This window comes from Ruegeria sp. HKCCD6604 (assembly GCF_013110635.1).
GTDB lineage: Bacteria > Pseudomonadota > Alphaproteobacteria > Rhodobacterales > Rhodobacteraceae > Ruegeria.
The window spans coordinates 119,484-136,987 of record NZ_WVQW01000001.1 but is presented as its reverse complement, the minus strand read 5'-3'; the positions used below and the strand labels follow the sequence as shown (position 1 = coordinate 136,987).

Annotated in this window: 14 protein-coding genes; 7 read left to right on the top strand and 7 right to left on the bottom strand. The window is 57.2% G+C overall.

The annotated features are described in order from the left end of the window. The 4 genes from GS614_RS00630 to pyrH all read right to left on the bottom strand — a co-directional run bounded on the left by GS614_RS00630 (nucleotide 1) and on the right by pyrH (nucleotide 4,997). Nucleotides 1–1,209 (bottom strand): cyclopropane-fatty-acyl-phospholipid synthase family protein, encoded by a 1,209-nt coding sequence (locus tag GS614_RS00630; RefSeq protein ID WP_171231760.1) that lies wholly within the window; start codon nucleotides 1,207–1,209, stop codon nucleotides 1–3. 69 nt (nucleotides 1,210–1,278) lie between these two features. Continuing rightward, complete coding sequence (locus GS614_RS00625; protein ID WP_171725267.1) at nucleotides 1,279–2,703, bottom strand: deoxyribodipyrimidine photo-lyase; 1,425 nt, start codon at nucleotides 2,701–2,703, stop codon at nucleotides 1,279–1,281. A gap of 50 nt (nucleotides 2,704–2,753) precedes the next feature. After that, nucleotides 2,754–3,980: an aminotransferase class V-fold PLP-dependent enzyme gene (locus GS614_RS00620; protein ID WP_171725266.1), complete on the bottom strand. Its 1,227-nt coding sequence runs from the start codon at nucleotides 3,978–3,980 to the stop codon at nucleotides 2,754–2,756. A gap of 264 nt (nucleotides 3,981–4,244) precedes the next feature. After that, nucleotides 4,245–4,997, bottom strand: a complete 753-nt coding sequence (gene pyrH / locus GS614_RS00615) for a UMP kinase (protein WP_152457773.1) — start codon at nucleotides 4,995–4,997, stop codon at nucleotides 4,245–4,247. Nucleotides 4,998–5,094: 97 nt separating this feature from the next. Here pyrH and miaA point away from each other — a divergent pair, with 97 nt between their 5' ends. From miaA to GS614_RS00590, 5 genes are all read left to right on the top strand, one after another. Further along, on the top strand, nucleotides 5,095–5,988 hold the full coding sequence (gene miaA / locus GS614_RS00610) for a tRNA (adenosine(37)-N6)-dimethylallyltransferase MiaA (RefSeq protein ID WP_171116271.1): 894 nt from the start codon (nucleotides 5,095–5,097) through the stop codon (nucleotides 5,986–5,988). Nucleotides 5,989–6,341: 353 nt separating this feature from the next. Further along, nucleotides 6,342–8,006, top strand: a complete 1,665-nt coding sequence (locus GS614_RS00605) for an ABC transporter substrate-binding protein (protein WP_152457771.1) — start codon at nucleotides 6,342–6,344, stop codon at nucleotides 8,004–8,006. A 136-nt stretch (nucleotides 8,007–8,142) separates the two neighbouring features. After that, nucleotides 8,143–9,189: an ABC transporter permease gene (locus GS614_RS00600; protein WP_152457770.1), complete on the top strand. Its 1,047-nt coding sequence runs from the start codon at nucleotides 8,143–8,145 to the stop codon at nucleotides 9,187–9,189. A 13-nt stretch (nucleotides 9,190–9,202) separates the two neighbouring features. Continuing rightward, on the top strand, nucleotides 9,203–10,666 hold the full coding sequence (locus tag GS614_RS00595) for an ABC transporter permease (protein WP_152457769.1): 1,464 nt from the start codon (nucleotides 9,203–9,205) through the stop codon (nucleotides 10,664–10,666). 93 nt (nucleotides 10,667–10,759) lie between these two features. Further along, nucleotides 10,760–12,847, top strand: a complete 2,088-nt coding sequence (locus GS614_RS00590) for an ABC transporter ATP-binding protein (RefSeq protein ID WP_152457768.1) — start codon at nucleotides 10,760–10,762, stop codon at nucleotides 12,845–12,847. A 120-nt stretch (nucleotides 12,848–12,967) separates the two neighbouring features. On the opposite strand, the gene GS614_RS00585 is transcribed toward GS614_RS00590, so the two are convergent. The 3 genes from GS614_RS00585 to GS614_RS00575 form a co-directional block, all read right to left on the bottom strand. After that, entirely contained in the window at nucleotides 12,968–13,954 is a 987-nt protein-coding gene (locus GS614_RS00585) for an MBL fold metallo-hydrolase (RefSeq protein WP_171725265.1), read from the bottom strand. Nucleotides 13,955–14,084: 130 nt separating this feature from the next. Then, nucleotides 14,085–15,047 carry a LuxR C-terminal-related transcriptional regulator gene (locus GS614_RS00580; RefSeq protein ID WP_171725264.1) on the bottom strand — a complete coding sequence of 321 codons (963 nt, stop codon included), beginning with the start codon at nucleotides 15,045–15,047 and terminating at the stop codon, nucleotides 14,085–14,087. A gap of 97 nt (nucleotides 15,048–15,144) precedes the next feature. Continuing rightward, a complete protein-coding gene (locus tag GS614_RS00575) occupies nucleotides 15,145–15,723 on the bottom strand; it encodes a lytic transglycosylase domain-containing protein (RefSeq protein ID WP_171228609.1) in 579 nt (192 codons plus the stop codon). Between the two features lie 203 nt (nucleotides 15,724–15,926). On the opposite strand from GS614_RS00575, the gene ssb reads away from it, so the two are divergent. Beyond that, nucleotides 15,927–16,415 (top strand): single-stranded DNA-binding protein, encoded by a 489-nt coding sequence (gene ssb / locus GS614_RS00570; protein WP_171725263.1) that lies wholly within the window; start codon nucleotides 15,927–15,929, stop codon nucleotides 16,413–16,415. Between the two features lie 18 nt (nucleotides 16,416–16,433). Continuing rightward, a complete protein-coding gene (locus GS614_RS00565) occupies nucleotides 16,434–17,504 on the top strand; it encodes a site-2 protease family protein (RefSeq protein ID WP_152457763.1) in 1,071 nt (356 codons plus the stop codon).

Below are 17,504 nucleotides of genomic sequence, written 5' to 3'. Positions count from 1 at the left end.
TTAACTTGGTTTTGCTATTGTGATCTGTGTCACATCGCAATTGCCCGTGTCAAAGGCCGCACCGCACGCAGTCAAATAATAATTCCACATGCGGCGGAAACGCTCATCAAACCCCATATCCGAGATCTGATCCCATTTGTCGTTGAACGTTTCATACCAACGGCGCAGAGTCAGATCATAGCTTTTCCCGAATTCTTTCGAATGCACGACTTTCAACCCGGCCTGATCGATCTGCTGACGCAGGATGGTCGGCGACGGTAGCATCCCGCCGGGAAAGATATATTTCTGAATGAAATCAACGCCGTTCTTGTAAAAATCCCAGCGATGATCACCCACCGTGATGATTTGCAAGGTTGCCTGAGCACCGGGCTTCAACCGCTCACGAACGGTTTCGAAATAGACCGGCCAGTATTTCTGACCCACGGCCTCGAACATTTCGATGGATGCGATGCCGTCATAGACCCCGCGTTCATCCCGATAGTCTTGCAGCTTGAATTCAACCAGATCTGATAAACCTGCTTTTTCAATACGTTCCTTGGCGTACTTGAATTGCTCCTCACTGATGGTCAGGCCGGTGACACGCAAACCTCGTTCCTTTGCGGCATATTCCGCGAAGCCGCCCCAGCCACATCCGATCTCCAGTACATGGTCACCCGGTTTGGCACCCATCTCATCCACAAGACTTGCGTATTTGGCGATCTGGGCCTTCTCTAGGCTTTCCTGCCCAGACTCAAAAATCGCGCTGGAATAGGTCATCGTGTCATCCAGCCAAGAACTGTAAAATTCGTTACCCAGATCGTAGTGATACGAGATGTTCTTTTTAGCTTGGGCCCTGTTGTTTCTGTGCAGCCAGAACCGTAGCCGTTCGTAAGCCTGAACCAGAAACTGGCCCGTAAACCCGTCATAAACGGTCTCGGTTCCAAGATGCACAAGATCCATGAAAGACCGCAGATCGGGTGTACTCCAATGTCCGTCCAGATACGCATCGGAGAAACCCAGTTCTCCTTCGCGGATCAGGCGCGCAAAGACATCGTCGTCGTGAATATCGACCTGTGCCACCGGCCCGGGCTTTGCGCCTTCTGCGCGAAACGTGCGACCGTCGGGTAGTCTGATATCAAGACGCCCGGTTTCCATCCGGTTCAACATTTTAAAGACTTGGGCGAAATATCTGGGCAGGTCTTTTTGCCCTTCGGTCGTCGTCAGGATCATCCGCTCTCCCCTCTGCGGTACGCGTACAAAGCTAGGCGGCGAAATTGTTTCTGGCAAGTTTTCAGTTCCTTAGTGGGATTTTCGGCTTTCATATGCGCGCAAGGCGCGGGTCCGCCCTTCGGGCAATTCGACTATGGGTTTGGGGTATTCCGCATCCGGACGCAGCCCCCATGAACGCGGGACGGCATCAAAATACGACAGGGCGGTCTTGCTGGGTTCGGAATAACCTTCGGCAATCCAGCGATGCGTATAATTGCCGTCGGGATCGAATTTCTCGGCTTGCGTCTTGGGATTGAAAATCCGGAAAAACGGGGATGCATCGGGCCCAGATCCAGCAACCCATTGCCAACCCATGGCATTGCAGGCCGGATCCCAGTCGATCAGGCAATCCTCAAACCATTTCATCCCTATTTTCCAGTGGGTCATAAGATGCTTGGTCAGATAGCTTGCGACAATCATCCGAGCCCGGTTATGCATTCGACCCGTCACATACATTTGCCGCAGCCCAGCATCGACAACAGGTATTCCAGTTCTGGCCTGCCGCCACGCGGTGACTTCGGGATGGTCCGGATCGGTATTCCAAGGAAAACTGTCCCATTCCGGCTTCCAGTTGGAAGCCACCAGTTGGGGCGTGTGATACATCAGGTGATAGGCAAACTCGCGCCAGATGAGTTGACGTAGATAGGCATCGGCACCGGGTGTACCGGTCAACGCGGCCCTTTGGACCATATGCCAGACTGTACGCGGCCCGATTTCACCCAAAGACAGGTATTCCGACAGGTTAGACGTTCCGTCCTGATCCAACCTGTCCTGGTTGCTGGAATAGTGGGAAAGTCGCCCAAGAAACGCCTGGAGGTGATCCAGAGCGGCCTGTTCGCCGGGTTTTACATGAGGGCGAACGACAGCCGCGCCCCTGTTCATGGCATCCCCCATCTGCCAATCGCTCAATTTGTCAGAAGCGGGCCACGACAACGGGGCCTGCAAATCGGCAACCCGCGCGTCGGGAAATTGTACATCCCGCCCCTGAACCGCACGCCACATGGGCGTGTAGACCCGAAACGGGTTTCCTGTTTTTGTAGCGACAGTCCAGGGTTCGAAAAGAAGATGCCCGGCAAATGACTTTGCCGTCACTCCTTCTTTTGTAAGCACAGACTTGATCGTCTTGTCGCGTTCGATTGAGGCCGGATCGTAAGCGCGAGACCAGAAGACTGAGGTTGCGCCGGTCTCGGCCATGACCTGTTGCACCTGTTCAAGTGCGTCGCCGCGTCGGAAAATCAGTCGGCTGCCCATATTGGCCAGTGACGCTGTGAAAGCCTCCAACCCCAAGCCCAACCGCCACTTCGGCGCGGCCCCCATCTGTTCGACAAGGTGGTCATGAATAAACAAAGGAATGACCGGACGGCCACTTTCGGCCGCTGCAGTCAACGCGGGGTGGTCCGACAGACGCAAGTCCCGTCGAAACCACAAAATGATCGGAGCCTGCTGTTGCTTCACTATACGCCCTTGAGGTTTTTTGATTTCTACGCACCCTCAAGAGTAGTGGATCACAAAACGCGCTCAAGAGCCTCTAAAAGCTGATCAATTTCCTGCTTCGTGGTGTAGTGGGTGAAGCTGACCCTCAAAACACCCTGCGCTGGGTCGACGCCCATCGCCTGCAAGGGGCGCACCGCATAGAAGTCTCCGCCACCAGCCATGACACCATATTGCGCCAGTTCCGCCGCAACCGGTTCAGCCGGACAGTTCAACGAAAGCGCGACGGTGGGCGCGCGCCGACTGGCGTCGGAAGGACCGATCAGGCGCACAGCGTTTCGATCCTTTACCGCATCCAGAACCGGTTGCAGCAATGACTCTTCGTGTGATTGCATCAGATCGTGGACAAATACGCCCTGCTCCGCCGCGCCCGCCTCAGGCCCGCCATGGTGGGCGCAAAGCAGCTCAACATAATCCGCCATACCTGCACTGGCCGAAATCTGCGCGTGATCGGGTCCCGCCGGGGTGAACCGCTTGTACAGGACGTCACCGTTGAAATAATGCGCCTGGTTGGGCAACAGCTCACCCAATGTGCGGCGGACCACCATGCACCCCTGGTGCGGGCCATAGGTCTTGTACGCAGAAAACAAATAGATATCCGGCCCCAGATCGCCAACATTCGGAAATCCGTGCGGGGCGTAGGATACGCCATCAACGCAGACAAACGCACCCGCCGCATGCGCAATAGCAGTGATCTCGGTGACCGGATTGATCTCGCCAACGACATTTGAGCAATGCGGGAAACAGACCAGACGCACTTTTTCGTCCAGCATGTTTTCCAGATCCTGAGGGTTCAGCGACCCGGTTTCGGGGTCGATTTGCCATTCCCTCACCTCTATCCCGGCCTCGACCAGACGACGCCACGGGCCAGAGTTGGCTTCGTGATCCTGATTGGTCACGACGATTGCCTCGCCGGGCTTCATCCATTGCCGGAACGCCTGCGCCAGGACATAGGTGTTCTGGGTGGTTGAAGGACCAAAACTCAGTTCATCCGTGTCGACGCCCAGAATGGCAGCCATACGCGCACGCGCCCCGTCCATTTCGGCGCCCGCAAGGCGGCTGGCCTCATATGGGGCGTAAGGCTGAACCTTGCGCTGCGTGTAGAACCGCGTCAGCCGGTCGATCACTGGTTTGCAAGTGTAAGACCCACCTGCATTTTCGAAGAACGCCTGCCCTTGCAGGCTGGGTTCTGAAAAGGCCGGGAACTGCGCCCGAACGAAATCGATATCCAGAGAGCTCATGCCTCATTGCTCCTTAGTTGTGCAGTCAGATCAATGAGATGCCCGCGCATGTTTCCGGACATCTCAGAAATCATGGCAGGTCTTCCAGCCCAGCCTGTGCTTGGGCCTTTGGCCGACGAAACACGGGGCAGCCCTTCGCCTTGGAAGGACACCGATACTTAGACAGGGCCGCCCACAACCGTCAAGCGAAAGCAAAACGCAAAAGCCCCGGCTCGACGCCGGGGCTTTGAAAGCTTGCGGAATTGTCCGGCGATTCCTCTCGCCTCAACCCTGAACCTTGGTATAGGTCCCTTCGCCCGCGAGAATTCCTCGGAAGCCGCCGGGCTCATCAAGTCCGAAGACGATCAGGGGCAGATTGTTGTCGCGTGCCAAGGCAATGGCCGAAGCATCCATGACCCGCAAACGTTTGGCCAGCACGTCATCATAGGTCACGGTATCATAGCGTACGGCGTCAGCATGTTCCGCTGGGTCTTTGTCATACACGCCATCCACTCCGTTCTTGCCCATGAAGATCGCCTCGCACGCCATTTCGTTGGCGCGCAGGGTGGCTGCGGTGTCTGTCGTGAAATACGGGTTGCCAGTACCGGCGGCGAAAATACAGACCCGCTTTTTCTCGAGGTGCCGAACAGCCCGGCGGCGGATATAGGGTTCGCACACCTCGTCCATGCGAATGGCCGAGATCACGCGGGTGAACACTCCGATCTCTTCCAGTGCGGATTGCATCCCCAGCGCGTTCATCACCGTGGCCAACATACCCATATAATCCGCCGTTGTCCGCTCCATGCCTTGGGCTGAACCGCTCAGGCCGCGAAAAATGTTTCCGCCACCGATGACCATGCAAATCTCAACGCCCAGATCGTGAACCGATTTCACTTCCTGCGCGATGCGTTGAACGGTTGGCGGGTGCAAGCCGAATCCCTGATCCCCCATCAACGCCTCGCCTGAGATTTTCAACATGACCCGATTGTACTTTGTTTTCGGGGTCTCGGCTGTTTCAGAAGAAGGGGAAAGGCTCATGTTGCGCTCCGGGCTGGCACGGGGTTAATTTCCGGCGCAAAATGAAGCAAAAGCTCCGCAGGTTCAATGCGGTTGGTGAGGATAGAGGCAACCGCGCATGACCCGGCGATCAACAGACCTGCTTTTTCGGCAACTGCCGCCTGTTCCGGACGACAAGCCGGTTCTGATCGCGGGGCCTACGGCATCCGGGAAATCAGCGCTGGCGCTGGAGATCGCCGAACGCCATGGCGGGGTTATCGTCAATGCGGATGCAAGCCAGGTTTATGACTGCTGGCGCGTCATCTCGGCCCGTCCGTCCGCCCAGGAAGAAACCCGCGCGCCGCATCTGTTGTACGGGCACGTCGCCTATGATCAGGATTATTCCACCGGCCATTGGCTGCGCGAGGTCCTGCCCCTGCTAACGGGGCATCAACGCCCGATCATTGTCGGTGGGACAGGATTGTATTTCTCGGCCCTGACCGAAGGCATGGCCCAAATCCCTGCGACGCCACCCGAAGTTCGGGCCGAGGCCGATCAGATGCCCATGGCAGACCTTCTGGAGGGGGTCGATGCAGACACGCTTGCAAAGCTGGACATACACAACCGTGCCCGCGTGCAACGCGCATGGGAGGTGCAGCGCGCCACAGGTCGCAGCCTGTTGTCCTGGCAAGCCGAAACGCCCCCACCGGCACTTCGGCTGAACGAGACCCTACCGGTCGTTTTTGACGTTGATAAAGCATGGCTGCTGAACAGGATAGAACGCCGCTTTGACCAGATGCTGGAACAGGGCGCGATCGAGGAAGTGCGTGCCATGCAGGACCGGTTCGATCCCACCCTTCCGGCCTGCAAGGCCATAGGCGTGCCGGAACTCAGGGCATATCTGGACGGCGCGATGACTTTGGATCAGGCGCGAGAGCGCGCAACCATAGCGACACGGCAGTTCGCCAAGCGTCAGCGCACCTGGTTTCGCGCCCGAATGAAGGCCTGGAATCACGTCGATCCCTCTTGTTAGTACCCCGCTCTTTTGACTTTGCAAAAGCAAGGCGCCGCCAAGTCTCAAAGCTTAAGAGAACTTAATGATTTGCTGCAATTTCCCTTAACAAACTAAGAAAACAATGGGGAAACCGGCATCGCTTTGGGCTGCCAGAAGAAATGCTTCTCCACGACTTCAACTGATCGCGAATGTCGTTTTTGTACTACTTATGACGATTTCGAACATTGACCTTATCTGAAATCTGGTGCCGAATAACGACATGGGGATGAACAGAGTCCAAAAAACAAAATCCTTCGCTCTGGCGACCGTAAGAAACCGGGTCGCGTAGAGCCATAATCAATCAACAAAATCAGTGTCACAGGGAGACATCCATGACGAATACCGTATCCACCGAAGACAAGGTGCACTGGGCGGCAGCGATGCACGCTCAGGAATACCGCGACGGCAAGTTAAGCCGAAGGGAATTCATGACACGCGCAACCAGTCTTGGGGTTACTGCCGCAGCGGCCTATGGCATGATCGGATTGCCGACACCTGCTTTGGCCGAAACAGCAAAACAGGAAGGCGGCACGCTGCGTGTGCAGCAGGAAGTCCGCGCCCTCAAAGATCCCAGAACTTATGACTGGTCGCAGATCGCAAACGTGACGCGCGGCACGCTGGAATATCTGGTCGAGTACAACTCGGACGGCTCGTTCCGCGGCATGCTGCTGGAAAGCTGGGAAGTCAACGACGACGCGACCGTTTACACTCTGAATGTCCGTCCGGGCGTCAAGTGGAACAATGGCGACGATTTCACGGCTGACGACGTTGCCCGCAACATCGCGCGCTGGTGTGACAAGAGCTCGGAAACCAACTCAATGGCGGGCCGCTTTGCAACCCTGATTGACGCGGATACCGGTCAGGCCGGTGAGGGTGTCATCGAAGTCGTCGACGCAACCACGGTCAAACTCAACCTGCCAAAGCCGGATATCACTCTTATTCCGGGCATGGCCGACTATCCCGGCGCGATTGTTCACAGCTCGTTCAGCGAGACTGACCTGCTGAACAATGTGGGAACCGGCCCATATCTGATGGACGAACTTGAGGTTGGCGTTAAAGCCGTTCTGGTTCGCAACCCGGATCACACCTGGTGGGGCGAAGAAGTGTATGGCCGCCCTGCCCTGGATCGTATCGAGTACATCGACTACGGAACCGACCCCTCTGCCTGGTTGGCAGCGCTAGAATCCGACGAAGTCGACATGCTGTATGAATCAGTGGGTGAATTCATCGATGTGATGGACGGGCTTGGCTATGTGAAGTCAGAAGTGGTAACCGCCGCGACCATCGTTATTCGTCCCAACCAGCTGGCCGAGATCGACGGGCAGAAGCCTTATGCGGACAAACGTGTCCGGCAGGCCCTTCAGATGGCCGTAGACAATTCAGTTTGTCTGGAACTGGGCTATGGCGGTCGCGGAGCGCCGGCGGAAAACCATCACGTGGCGCCGCTGCATCCGGAATATGCCGAGCTTCCGCCGCAAAAGGTTGATCCCGCAGCAGCCAAGGCGTTGATGGACGAAGCCGGTTTCGGAGATTTCGAGCACGAGATCATCTCGATCGACGATGACTGGCGTCGCAACACCACAGATGCCGTTGCCGCGCAGCTGCGCGATGCCGGGATCAAAGTCAAGCGGACCGTTCTGCCGGGCAATACCTTCTGGAACGACTGGGCCAAGTACCCGTTCAGCTCGACCAACTGGAACCCGCGTCCGTTGGGTGTTCAGATTTGGGCGCTTGCTTATCGTACGGGCGAAGCCTGGAACGAGTTCGGCTATGCGAGCCCCGAGTTTGACGCCATTCTGGAAGAGGCGCTGGCCATTGCCGACGCGGACAAGCGTCGCGAAGTCATGGCGCGTGGCGAAGCACTGCTTCAGGAAGATGGGGTTACTATTCAGCCCTATTGGCGCTCGCTCTATCGCCACATGAAAGAGGGTCTTGTTGGAACCGACATGCATGTGACCTTCGAACACCATCACTACAAGTGGGGCTGGGCTGCCTAAGCACTGCAATCCACACACGAGGGGCGCCTGACACGGGCGCCCCTTTCCAGCCGCAGACTTGCCGACGCGGGGTCGGACGTCCGAGGCCAGAAAATGGTCCAATGATCTGCGGAATACCTGAACAACAGGGGCCACCATGGGACTATTTATCCTACGACGGTTCGGAGTAATGCTGCTTACGGCATTATGTCTGACATTCGTCGTCTTTTTCCTGACCAACCTATACCCGAACCTTGAAAAGCTGGCGAAAACGCAGGGCAACCAGCGTATGTCGGATGAGCAGGTCGAAGCCTGGTTGGAAAACCGCGGCTACTTGCAGCCGACACTCGTTAAATACGGCCAATGGTTGGGCGTGATGCCCGGGTTCCAGAATACACTGGAAGATGGCCAGTTCGTGGGAACCTGCACAAGACCCGGTTCGACGGCAGAGGACACGGCAAGATATTGTGGTGTTCTTCAGGGCGATTGGGGATACTCAACCGTTTTCAAGGAAGAAGTCGGAACCATCGTTGGCAAGCGCTTGGGCAATACAGGTTACCTGATGTTCTGGGTTTTGGTCCTGATGGTGCCATCTGCACTGATCGTTGGCGTACTGGCCGGTATGCGAGAGGGATCAGCCCTGGATCGATCATTGTCGACCTTCTCAATCATCACGACAGCGACGCCGGAATATGTATCGGGCGTTATCTTCATCGCGATTTTCACCTCGTCCACCGTGGGGCTGAAATGGTTCAAGGGAACCGCGACGCAAGCGATGGAGAACCCGACATTCGAGAACTTCTTCCTGCCGGTTCTCACCATTGCGCTGTACGGTATGGGCTATATCGCCCGGATGACCCGCGCTTCGATGACCGAAGTGATGACGGCGCAATACATCCGGACCGCACGGCTGAAGGGTGTCTCGTTCCCGAACATCGTCATGAAACACGCCTTACGCAACGCGTTGATCGCGCCGTTCACGGTTATCATGCTGCAGTTCCCATGGCTGCTGAACGGCGTGGTGATTGTTGAAACCCTGTTCAACTACAAGGGTTTCGGCTGGGCGCTGGTTCAGGCCGCTGGCAACAACGACATCCAGCTTCTGCTGGCGATCTCGGTCGTGTCGGTCTTCGTGGTTCTGATAACGCAGCTGATCTCGGATATCGGCTACGTTTACCTCAACCCGCGCATTCGCATTTCATAAGGAGGGTGAGATTATGGAACCACTAACCTGGACCGGCTCTATCGCCTTCCTGAACCCGCTTCTGATGATCGCACTGGCTGCACTTTTGCTGTCGATCCTGGTCTGGATCATCGCCAGTATCTTTTTGCCTGAACAGCAGATTGTCGTGAATCCGGATGGATCCGTCAGTTCTGGCGGCGGTGTCCGTGGATTGATCCAGCTTGCGCTGCATTACAGTTTCCTTGCCAGCGTGGGATTGGCCGTGGCTTATCTGGTGCTGGGCATCCTGATGGGCACTGGCGCAGGGATCATCGGCGCCATTTCCCAGCAATTCCTGCCTGTATGGGTCGCGCTGATCATCATGTTCGCCATGTCCATCGCCTTCAAACGACGGTTGGGGTTGTACGGCAAACTGTATGACAGTCCCATTGGCATGATCGGCTTTGGCCTTGTGATGTTCTGGGTCTTTACCGGCATCTTCGGCGCGCTTGATCTGATCGTGACACATGACCCGCTGACACAGATCTCTGGCATGAAGAACAAAGTGCCGGGAACGCCTCTGCCAAATCTGGAGGACGGCGAGTATGCCTGGTATCTTCTGGGCGGTGACAATCTGGCGCGTGACGTATTCAGCCGGATGGTCAAGGGGGCCTGGGTTGTGGTGCAGATTGCACCGCTGGCAACGATGTTCGCCTTTATGGTCGGCATTACGCTGGGGCTTCCCGCCGGCTACTATGGGGGACGTTTTGATACGTTCCTGTCCTTCCTCGCCAACCTGATCCTCGCCTTCCCCGTGATCCTGCTGTTCTACCTGCTGGTGACGCCGGAAATCGTGGCGACCGGGGTGCCGAACTACATGGCGGCCGTGTTGTTCGTGTTCCCGATCCTGTTCATCGGCGTATTGCTGAATTCGCGCTATTACACGCGCCCGAATTTCCGCACGCCATTGCTTATCGGTGTTCTGGGTGTTGCGATCTGGCTGTATCTGTCGCTGATTTCGACCGGTGGCTACATCATCAATACCGAGGCCTACCGGATCTGGGGTCTGCCGACCTATCTGGACCTGTTCGATATCCCCGGCGGTATTCTGGTGGTGTTCGTCTCGGTGGTGTTCGTCAACTCGCCCACGGTCTTCCGTATCGTGCGCGGCTTGGCGCTGGACATCAAAACCCGCGATTACGTGGCTGCAGCCCAGACACGCGGCGAAGGGCCGTGGTACATCATGCTTTGGGAAATCCTGCCCAACGCCCGTGGCCCTCTGATCGTCGATTTCTGTCTGCGCATCGGTTACACCACCATTCTTCTGGGGACTTTGGGCTTCTTCGGACTGGGCCTTCCGCCGGAAAGCCCGGACTGGGGATCCACGATCAACGAGGGGCGCAAGCTGCTGTCGATCTACCTGCACCCTGCCCTTCCTCCTGCCTTTGCCCTGCTGTCGCTGGTTCTTGGTCTGAACCTGCTGGCTGACGGACTTCGCGAGGAAAGCCTGAAGGACTGATGTGATCGAGGCCGGGGGGCCAGCCCCCCGGACCCCCCGGGATATTTTTGGCCAGATGAAGGGGATCCCCGCATTTGGTGAGGAGTAAGCAAAATGAGCAAAATGGCGGATTATGACGGCCCGATCCTGGAGATCGACAAGCTGTCCATCTCATTCTTTACCCGCCTGCGGGAAATCCCCGCCGTGATGGATTTCTCGGTCAGCGTAGAGCCCGGCGAAGCCGTGGGGCTGGTTGGTGAATCCGGTTGTGGCAAATCGACCGTGGCACTGGGCGTGATGCAGGATCTTGGCAAGAACGGTCGCATCGTCGGAGGCACGATAAAATTCAAGGGCCGCGATCTGGCAGAGATGTCGGCCGAAGAGTTGCGCGACATTCGCGGCAATGAAATCGCGATGATCTATCAGGAACCGATGGCATCGCTGAATCCGGCGATGAAGATCGGCAAACAATTGATGGAAGTGCCGATGATCCACGAGGGGGTAAGTCAGGAAGAGGCTTATTCCCGCGCGCTGGAAGTGGTGACGGATGTTCGCCTGCCAGACCCCGAGCGGATGTTGAATTCGTTTCCGCACCAACTGTCGGGTGGTCAGCAGCAGCGGATCGTGATTGCGATGGCGCTGATGTCGAAACCGGCGCTGTTGATCCTGGACGAGCCGACAACGGCTTTGGACGTGACCGTCGAGGCCGCCGTGGTCGAACTGGTCAAGGATCTGGGCAAGAAATACGGCACCTCGATGTTGTTCATCTCGCACAATCTCGGGCTGGTTCTGGAAACCTGCGACCGTCTGTGCGTGATGTATTCGGGTGAAGCGGTCGAGCGCGGCTCGATCAAGGATGTGTTCGACGAGATGCAGCACCCTTATACACAGGCGCTGTTCCGTTCGATACCGCTGCCGGGGGCAGACAAGAACACGCGTCCGCTGGTGGCTATTCCGGGGAACTTCCCATTGCCCCACGAGCGGCCTCCGGGTTGCAACTTTGGACCGCGGTGCGACTATTTCGAAGAGGGGCGCTGTGACGCGAAGGAAATCCTGATGGAGGCCGTTCCGGGAAATGACCGGCACCACACCCGCTGCCTTAAATTCCAGGAAATCGACTGGAACGCCCCACTTGCGCTGGCCGATCAGAAAGAAAAGGGTGAAATCGGCCGAACGGTTCTGAAAATGGACAACCTCAAGAAATATTACGAGGTTGCGGCAAATGCCTTGTTTGGCGGCGGTGAGAAGAAGGTAGTGAAGGCCAACGAAACGCTCAGCTTCGAGGCGCACGAATCCGAGACACTAGCCATCGTGGGGGAATCCGGCTGCGGCAAGTCCACCTTCGCCAAGGTCCTTATGGGGTTGGAGACGGCCACAGACGGGCAGATCCTACTAGACAACCGCAACATCGAACAGGTGCCCATCGAAGAACGCGATGCCAAGACGATCGGCGAAGTTCAGATGGTTTTCCAGAACCCGTTCGACACGCTGAATCCATCGATGACCGTTGGCCGTCAGATCATCCGGGCGCTTGAAATCTTCGGTGTCGGAAACTCTGAAGCCGAGCGCAAGAAGCGGATGCTGGAACTGCTTGATCTGGTGAAGCTGCCGCGCGCCTTTGCAGACAGGATGCCGCGACAGCTGTCCGGTGGTCAGAAACAGCGCGTGGGTATCGCGCGCGCCTTTGCCGGCGACGCGCGTATCGTTGTGGCGGACGAACCCGTCTCGGCGCTGGATGTGTCGGTTCAGGCTGCCGTGACGGATCTGTTGATGGAGATACAGCGACAGCACAAGACCACGCTGCTGTTCATCAGCCACGATCTGTCCATCGTGCGTTACCTCAGTGACCGGGTCATGGTGATGTATCTGGGCCATGTCGTAGAGTTGGGCACCACGGATCAGGTCTTTGCCCCGCCCTATCACCCCTACACCGAGGCGCTGCTGAGCGCGGTTCCGATTGCGGATACCTCGATCGAAAAGCAGCATATCGTTCTGGAAGGCGATATTCCCTCGGCCATGAACCCGCCACCAGGCTGTCCGTTCCAGACGCGTTGCCGATGGAAATCCGAGGTGCCTGACGGTCGGTGCGAATCCCATGTGCCGCCGGTGCAGACGCTGGCGGATGGGCACCAGATCAAATGCCACCTGGCCGAAGACATTCTGGCCCGGATGGAGCCGGTAATCAAAGTCGCGGCGGAGTAAACCCGTTTCTGAACCTTGAAAAAGGGCCGGTCAGGGACCGGCCCTTTCTTTTGGCGCCGTGGTTTCTTGGGGAGACAGGCGGCGCTTGGGAGTGGCGTGAGTGGCGATCCCGGGAATTCGTCAGCCGGTCATGACGTTGTTGCCGAAATGCATGAATTCCTGGCTCATTCCGGCAATGTCACCGGCTTCAAGCTGAAGGCTGGCACTGTCGAGCATCTTGTAACTCTGCTGCCCCTTCACCCAGTCGTCGGCGGATTGCAGAGTGGTCAACGTATAGGATGTGACGTCATTCAGGTAATGTGTGGGGATGATCACCTTGGGCTTGAGCTTGGATACGATGTCGTTGCCCTGATCGAAGCTGAGGATATGTTCCGAGCCATCAACCGGCAGCGTCAGAACATCCACCCGTCCGATCGCGTCCCAGAACTCCTGTGGCGGGTTGTGGCGGTTGTCGCCCCAGATCAGCGTTCGAATGCCGCCGGTCTCGACCAGATAGACGACCATATCCATGTGGCCCACATTGTTCGGCGGGCAGGCTTCCACGCCGAACTCGGCCAGCGCATTGGTCCAGTCATACCATCCCGGCGCGACACAGGCGTGCTTGTCGGCAAAACCGGTGATCTTGACGTCTGCAAACTCAAAATTGCCCACCATGCGATCCAGCACCATGGTCGAACTTGGGCGTTCAATCGCATCGTGATCAAAATGGGAATGGGTCGACAGGGTGATATCCACCGGGATTTGCGGGAATTCGTTGCGGAACCAAAGCCCCCATGCGCCCGACGGATCATCGCGCCAGGGATCAAACAGCACTGTTGCGCCATTGGGCGAGGTGATCTTGATCGCACAATGACCATAATAGTCGATGCCAACCGTCCCGGTGCTGGCCTGACCCGTTGCGCCTTGCAGATCGATCACATGGTTGTTGTTGCCCGGCTGTAGCCACGCCTGAGACTGCGCATGAGCCGATCTTGCGCCCAGTACGGAAGCAGTCGCGCCGACACCGACAGCCCCCGCCGCCATAAAGAAAGACCGGCGAGACAGCCCCGGCGCCAGATGATCCTTGTCCCCGTTCAGGATGGTTGGTTTCAGATCTTTGCGATCCATTTTTGTGTACCTCTCTGTTGGACACGTGCAGGTTTTCCGCACGTCCCAACCAAAGGTAACAAGCCAAGGCATCTTGGCTCAGACCGAAAAAATGGGGGCGGATTATGGGGGAAAACCCCATATTCCGTGTTCACGAAATCGAGAGCAAATGACTGCGCAGGTTCTGGCTGCGCCCTTCAAGGCCCAGCTTGCGGCGAATGTTGTTGCGGTGAAAATCGATTGTCGATGTTTCTCGGGACAGGGCCTTGGCGATGTCCTTGGTTGTTTTTCCAAACATGACCATCTGCGCAATCTCGATCTCGGTCGGGGTCATTGCTGCAAACGCATCCGTCAGTTTGTCCGACAATGAAGACGTGATCTCGTTCAGGTTCTTCTCGGCCAACTCAAGATAGACATACTGCGCTTCGTCCCCGGAAAGCTGCGTTCGAACCTTTTCCAGATAGGGCAGAACTCGGCCGCGCACCTGTTCGAAAATTTCGTGATCGCGGCCTTTGCGTTCGTCATCCAGACTGGACAGCAGGACGCGCAGCGCCGTGTTGGTCTCCTGCAGTTCACGGGTGCGATCCGCGACACGGGTTTCAAGCTGCGCCAGGGTTTCGTTGAGCTTCTCTTCCAGCGCGCGGCGCAGGTAAACCTCTTGCAACAAAGCCAAATCCGACTCGACCATGCGTGCGAACTGCGCCAACCCTTCGCGGAACAACAAGGCACGCCGGTTCTGCTTTCGATCCAGAACACAAATCGTTCCGAACACCGATCCATCGGGCCATTTCAGCGGCAGGCCGATGTAAAATGTCATCCCATGTTCCAGATCGTCATTGTCGGCCCAATCCGGATCGCAGGCTGCATCCTCAACCACCAGCTCTCCGTCCCGCTGCAAGACGCCCTGACAATAAAGTTTGGGATTCAACTGGAAACTCAAACCAACCGGATACGGGTTTTCGGGATGATCCGAGGTGATCAGCACCGCGTGATCCGGTGCGTCGGTTTTCATGATCAGGCTTGCGGGCACATCCGCCAATTCCGCGACCAGATCGACCAGTTGCTGCCAATTGGCCAGCGTTTCTTGCGGAATCTCAGGGTGGTCAACAGGCATGAGGAGACCTCACCAGTTACTGGACGATACCCTTTCAGATTAGTTGGACTGGTTGAGCCTGATCAAGAACCGGACGTTCTGCGCCGCGGCATCGGGTTTAACCGCCCCAGATTACCTTCACGTAGTTCTGGGTTTCCTTGTATGGCGGTATGCCGCCATGCTTTTCCACCGCTTTTGGGCCGGCATTGTAGGCGGCCAAAGCCAGTGGCCAGGATTTGAACTTGCGATACTGCCAGGACAGGTATCTGGCCCCACCTTCGAGATTCTGCTTGGGGTCATGCGGGTTGACCCCCAGAAGCTCGGCGGTCTGAGGCATCAATTGCGCCAATCCCAGAGCACCCTTGTGAGACTTCGCGTGCGGGTTCCATCCGCTTTCCTGCTGAACAAGGCGCAGGAACAAGTCTTCGGGAATGTTGTGAAGGCGGGCAGCCTGTTTAGCCAGATCCATATACTGGCCGCGATACTTGCCAGTATATCGCTTGCCGGTATGCGCACGGGATGTCTTGGGTTTCAACCTCGCGGAGTCGCGATACTGCGTCGCCGCACGGGAATCCAGAATCTTGGACTGCTTGAGGAAGATATCCTTGCGGCTTTTGGTAGATAGAGTTTGCGCCTGCACAGGCAAAACGGCCAGCACAAGGCAGACAACAGAAAACCCAGCAACCCAAGAACGCATCAATGCCTATCCTGCTCGATAAGAAACCAGTCGGATTATAGGTATTCCCACGAAAAATGAAAGCTTGGTAAAGGCCAAAGTAAGACTCTTGCCCAACACTGTTGTATCTACTGTTTTCATCCATGATGCAGGCCGTATAGGGTCTCACGAAACAAGTCGCGCCAGATTCGGCGCACATACGCGAAAACAGAACGAGGAATTACATGGCGGGTTCAGTCAACAAGGTCATTCTGGTAGGTAATCTTGGCCGCGACCCCGAGGTCCGGTCGTTCCAGAACGGCGGAAAGGTTTGCAATCTGCGCATTGCCACGTCAGAGAACTGGAAAGACCGCAACACGGGCGAACGCCGCGAACGCACGGAATGGCACTCGGTCGCAATCTTCTCGGAACCGCTGGCCCGTATTGCAGAGCAATACCTGCGCAAAGGCAGCAAGGTTTATATCGAAGGCCAGCTGGAAACCCGAAAATGGCAGGATCAGTCCGGGCAAGACCGTTATACAACCGAGGTTGTTCTGCGCCCCTACCGCGGTGAATTGACCTTGCTCGACAGCCGCAGCGAAGGCGGCGGCAGCGGCGGTGGTTACGGCGGCGGCCAAGCCGGTGGCAGCGGGTACGGAGATCCTTACGGCGGTCCGTCCAGTTCCCCGGCACCGGCATCGGGTGGAATCGACGACGACGAGATTCCGTTCTAGAAAATTCGGAGACACGACATGACATGGTCCTTTTCTCTCGGCCGGTTGCTCGGGTCCGAACTGAGGGTCCATGTCACGTTTTTCCTGCTTCTGGCCTGGGTGGGCTTTGCGGCCTATTCCGCCGGTGGCCTGCCGGCCGCTATAGACAACCTGTTGTTTGTTCTGGCCTTGTTTGCCTGTGTGGTCGCGCATGAATTCGGTCATGCCCTCATGGCGCGGCGCTTTGGAATCAAGACCCCAGACATAACACTGTTGCCGATCGGCGGGTTGGCCCGACTTGAAAGGATGCCGGAAAAACCGATGCAAGAAGTGCTTGTGGCACTTGCAGGTCCGGCGGTGAACATCGTGATCTGGGTCATACTGGTCGCCTTCGGAGCGGGAGTGCCGATCGAGACGCTTTCCCAGATCGATTCACCGGGTATCGGGTTTCTGAACAGGCTGGCCTACATCAACCTGCTGCTGGCCGTATTCAACATGATCCCGGCCTTCCCCATGGACGGAGGGCGCGTATTCCGCGCCCTTCTGTGCCTGCGCATGGACCGCGTCAAAGCAACACGCGTTGCTGCGGTCGGAGGTCAGATCGTTGCGGTGGGTCTGGGTTTTTTGGGGCTGAGTTCAGGCAACCCGTTTCTCGTGCTCATCGCCGTGTTCGTGTTCATCGCCGCCAACGCCGAAAGCCAGGACGTCGCCCTGCGCTCCGCAGCGCGCCGGGTACTGGCCCGGGACGCGATGATCACCGAGTTTCACGCGCTTTCCCCCGACGATACGCTGAGCACGGCGGCGCAAGCCGTGATCCACACCACGCAACACGAATTCCCTGTATTGGACTCAAGCCAGGCCCTGTTGGGATTCGTCACGCGTGAACGGCTGTTTGCTGCGCTGGCAAGTGACCAACCCAGATCAGCACCCGCCACGTCGATCATGGACGCGGCGGTCCCCTCGGTTTCGCTCACCACCGGGCTCGAAACCGTTCTGGAGCACTTGCACAACGGCGCTCCGGCCATCGCTGTGGTCACTCGGGGTGGTCGCATGATGGGTTACATCACGCGCGAGAACATCGGTGAACTGATGGTCATTCAGGGGCGCTAG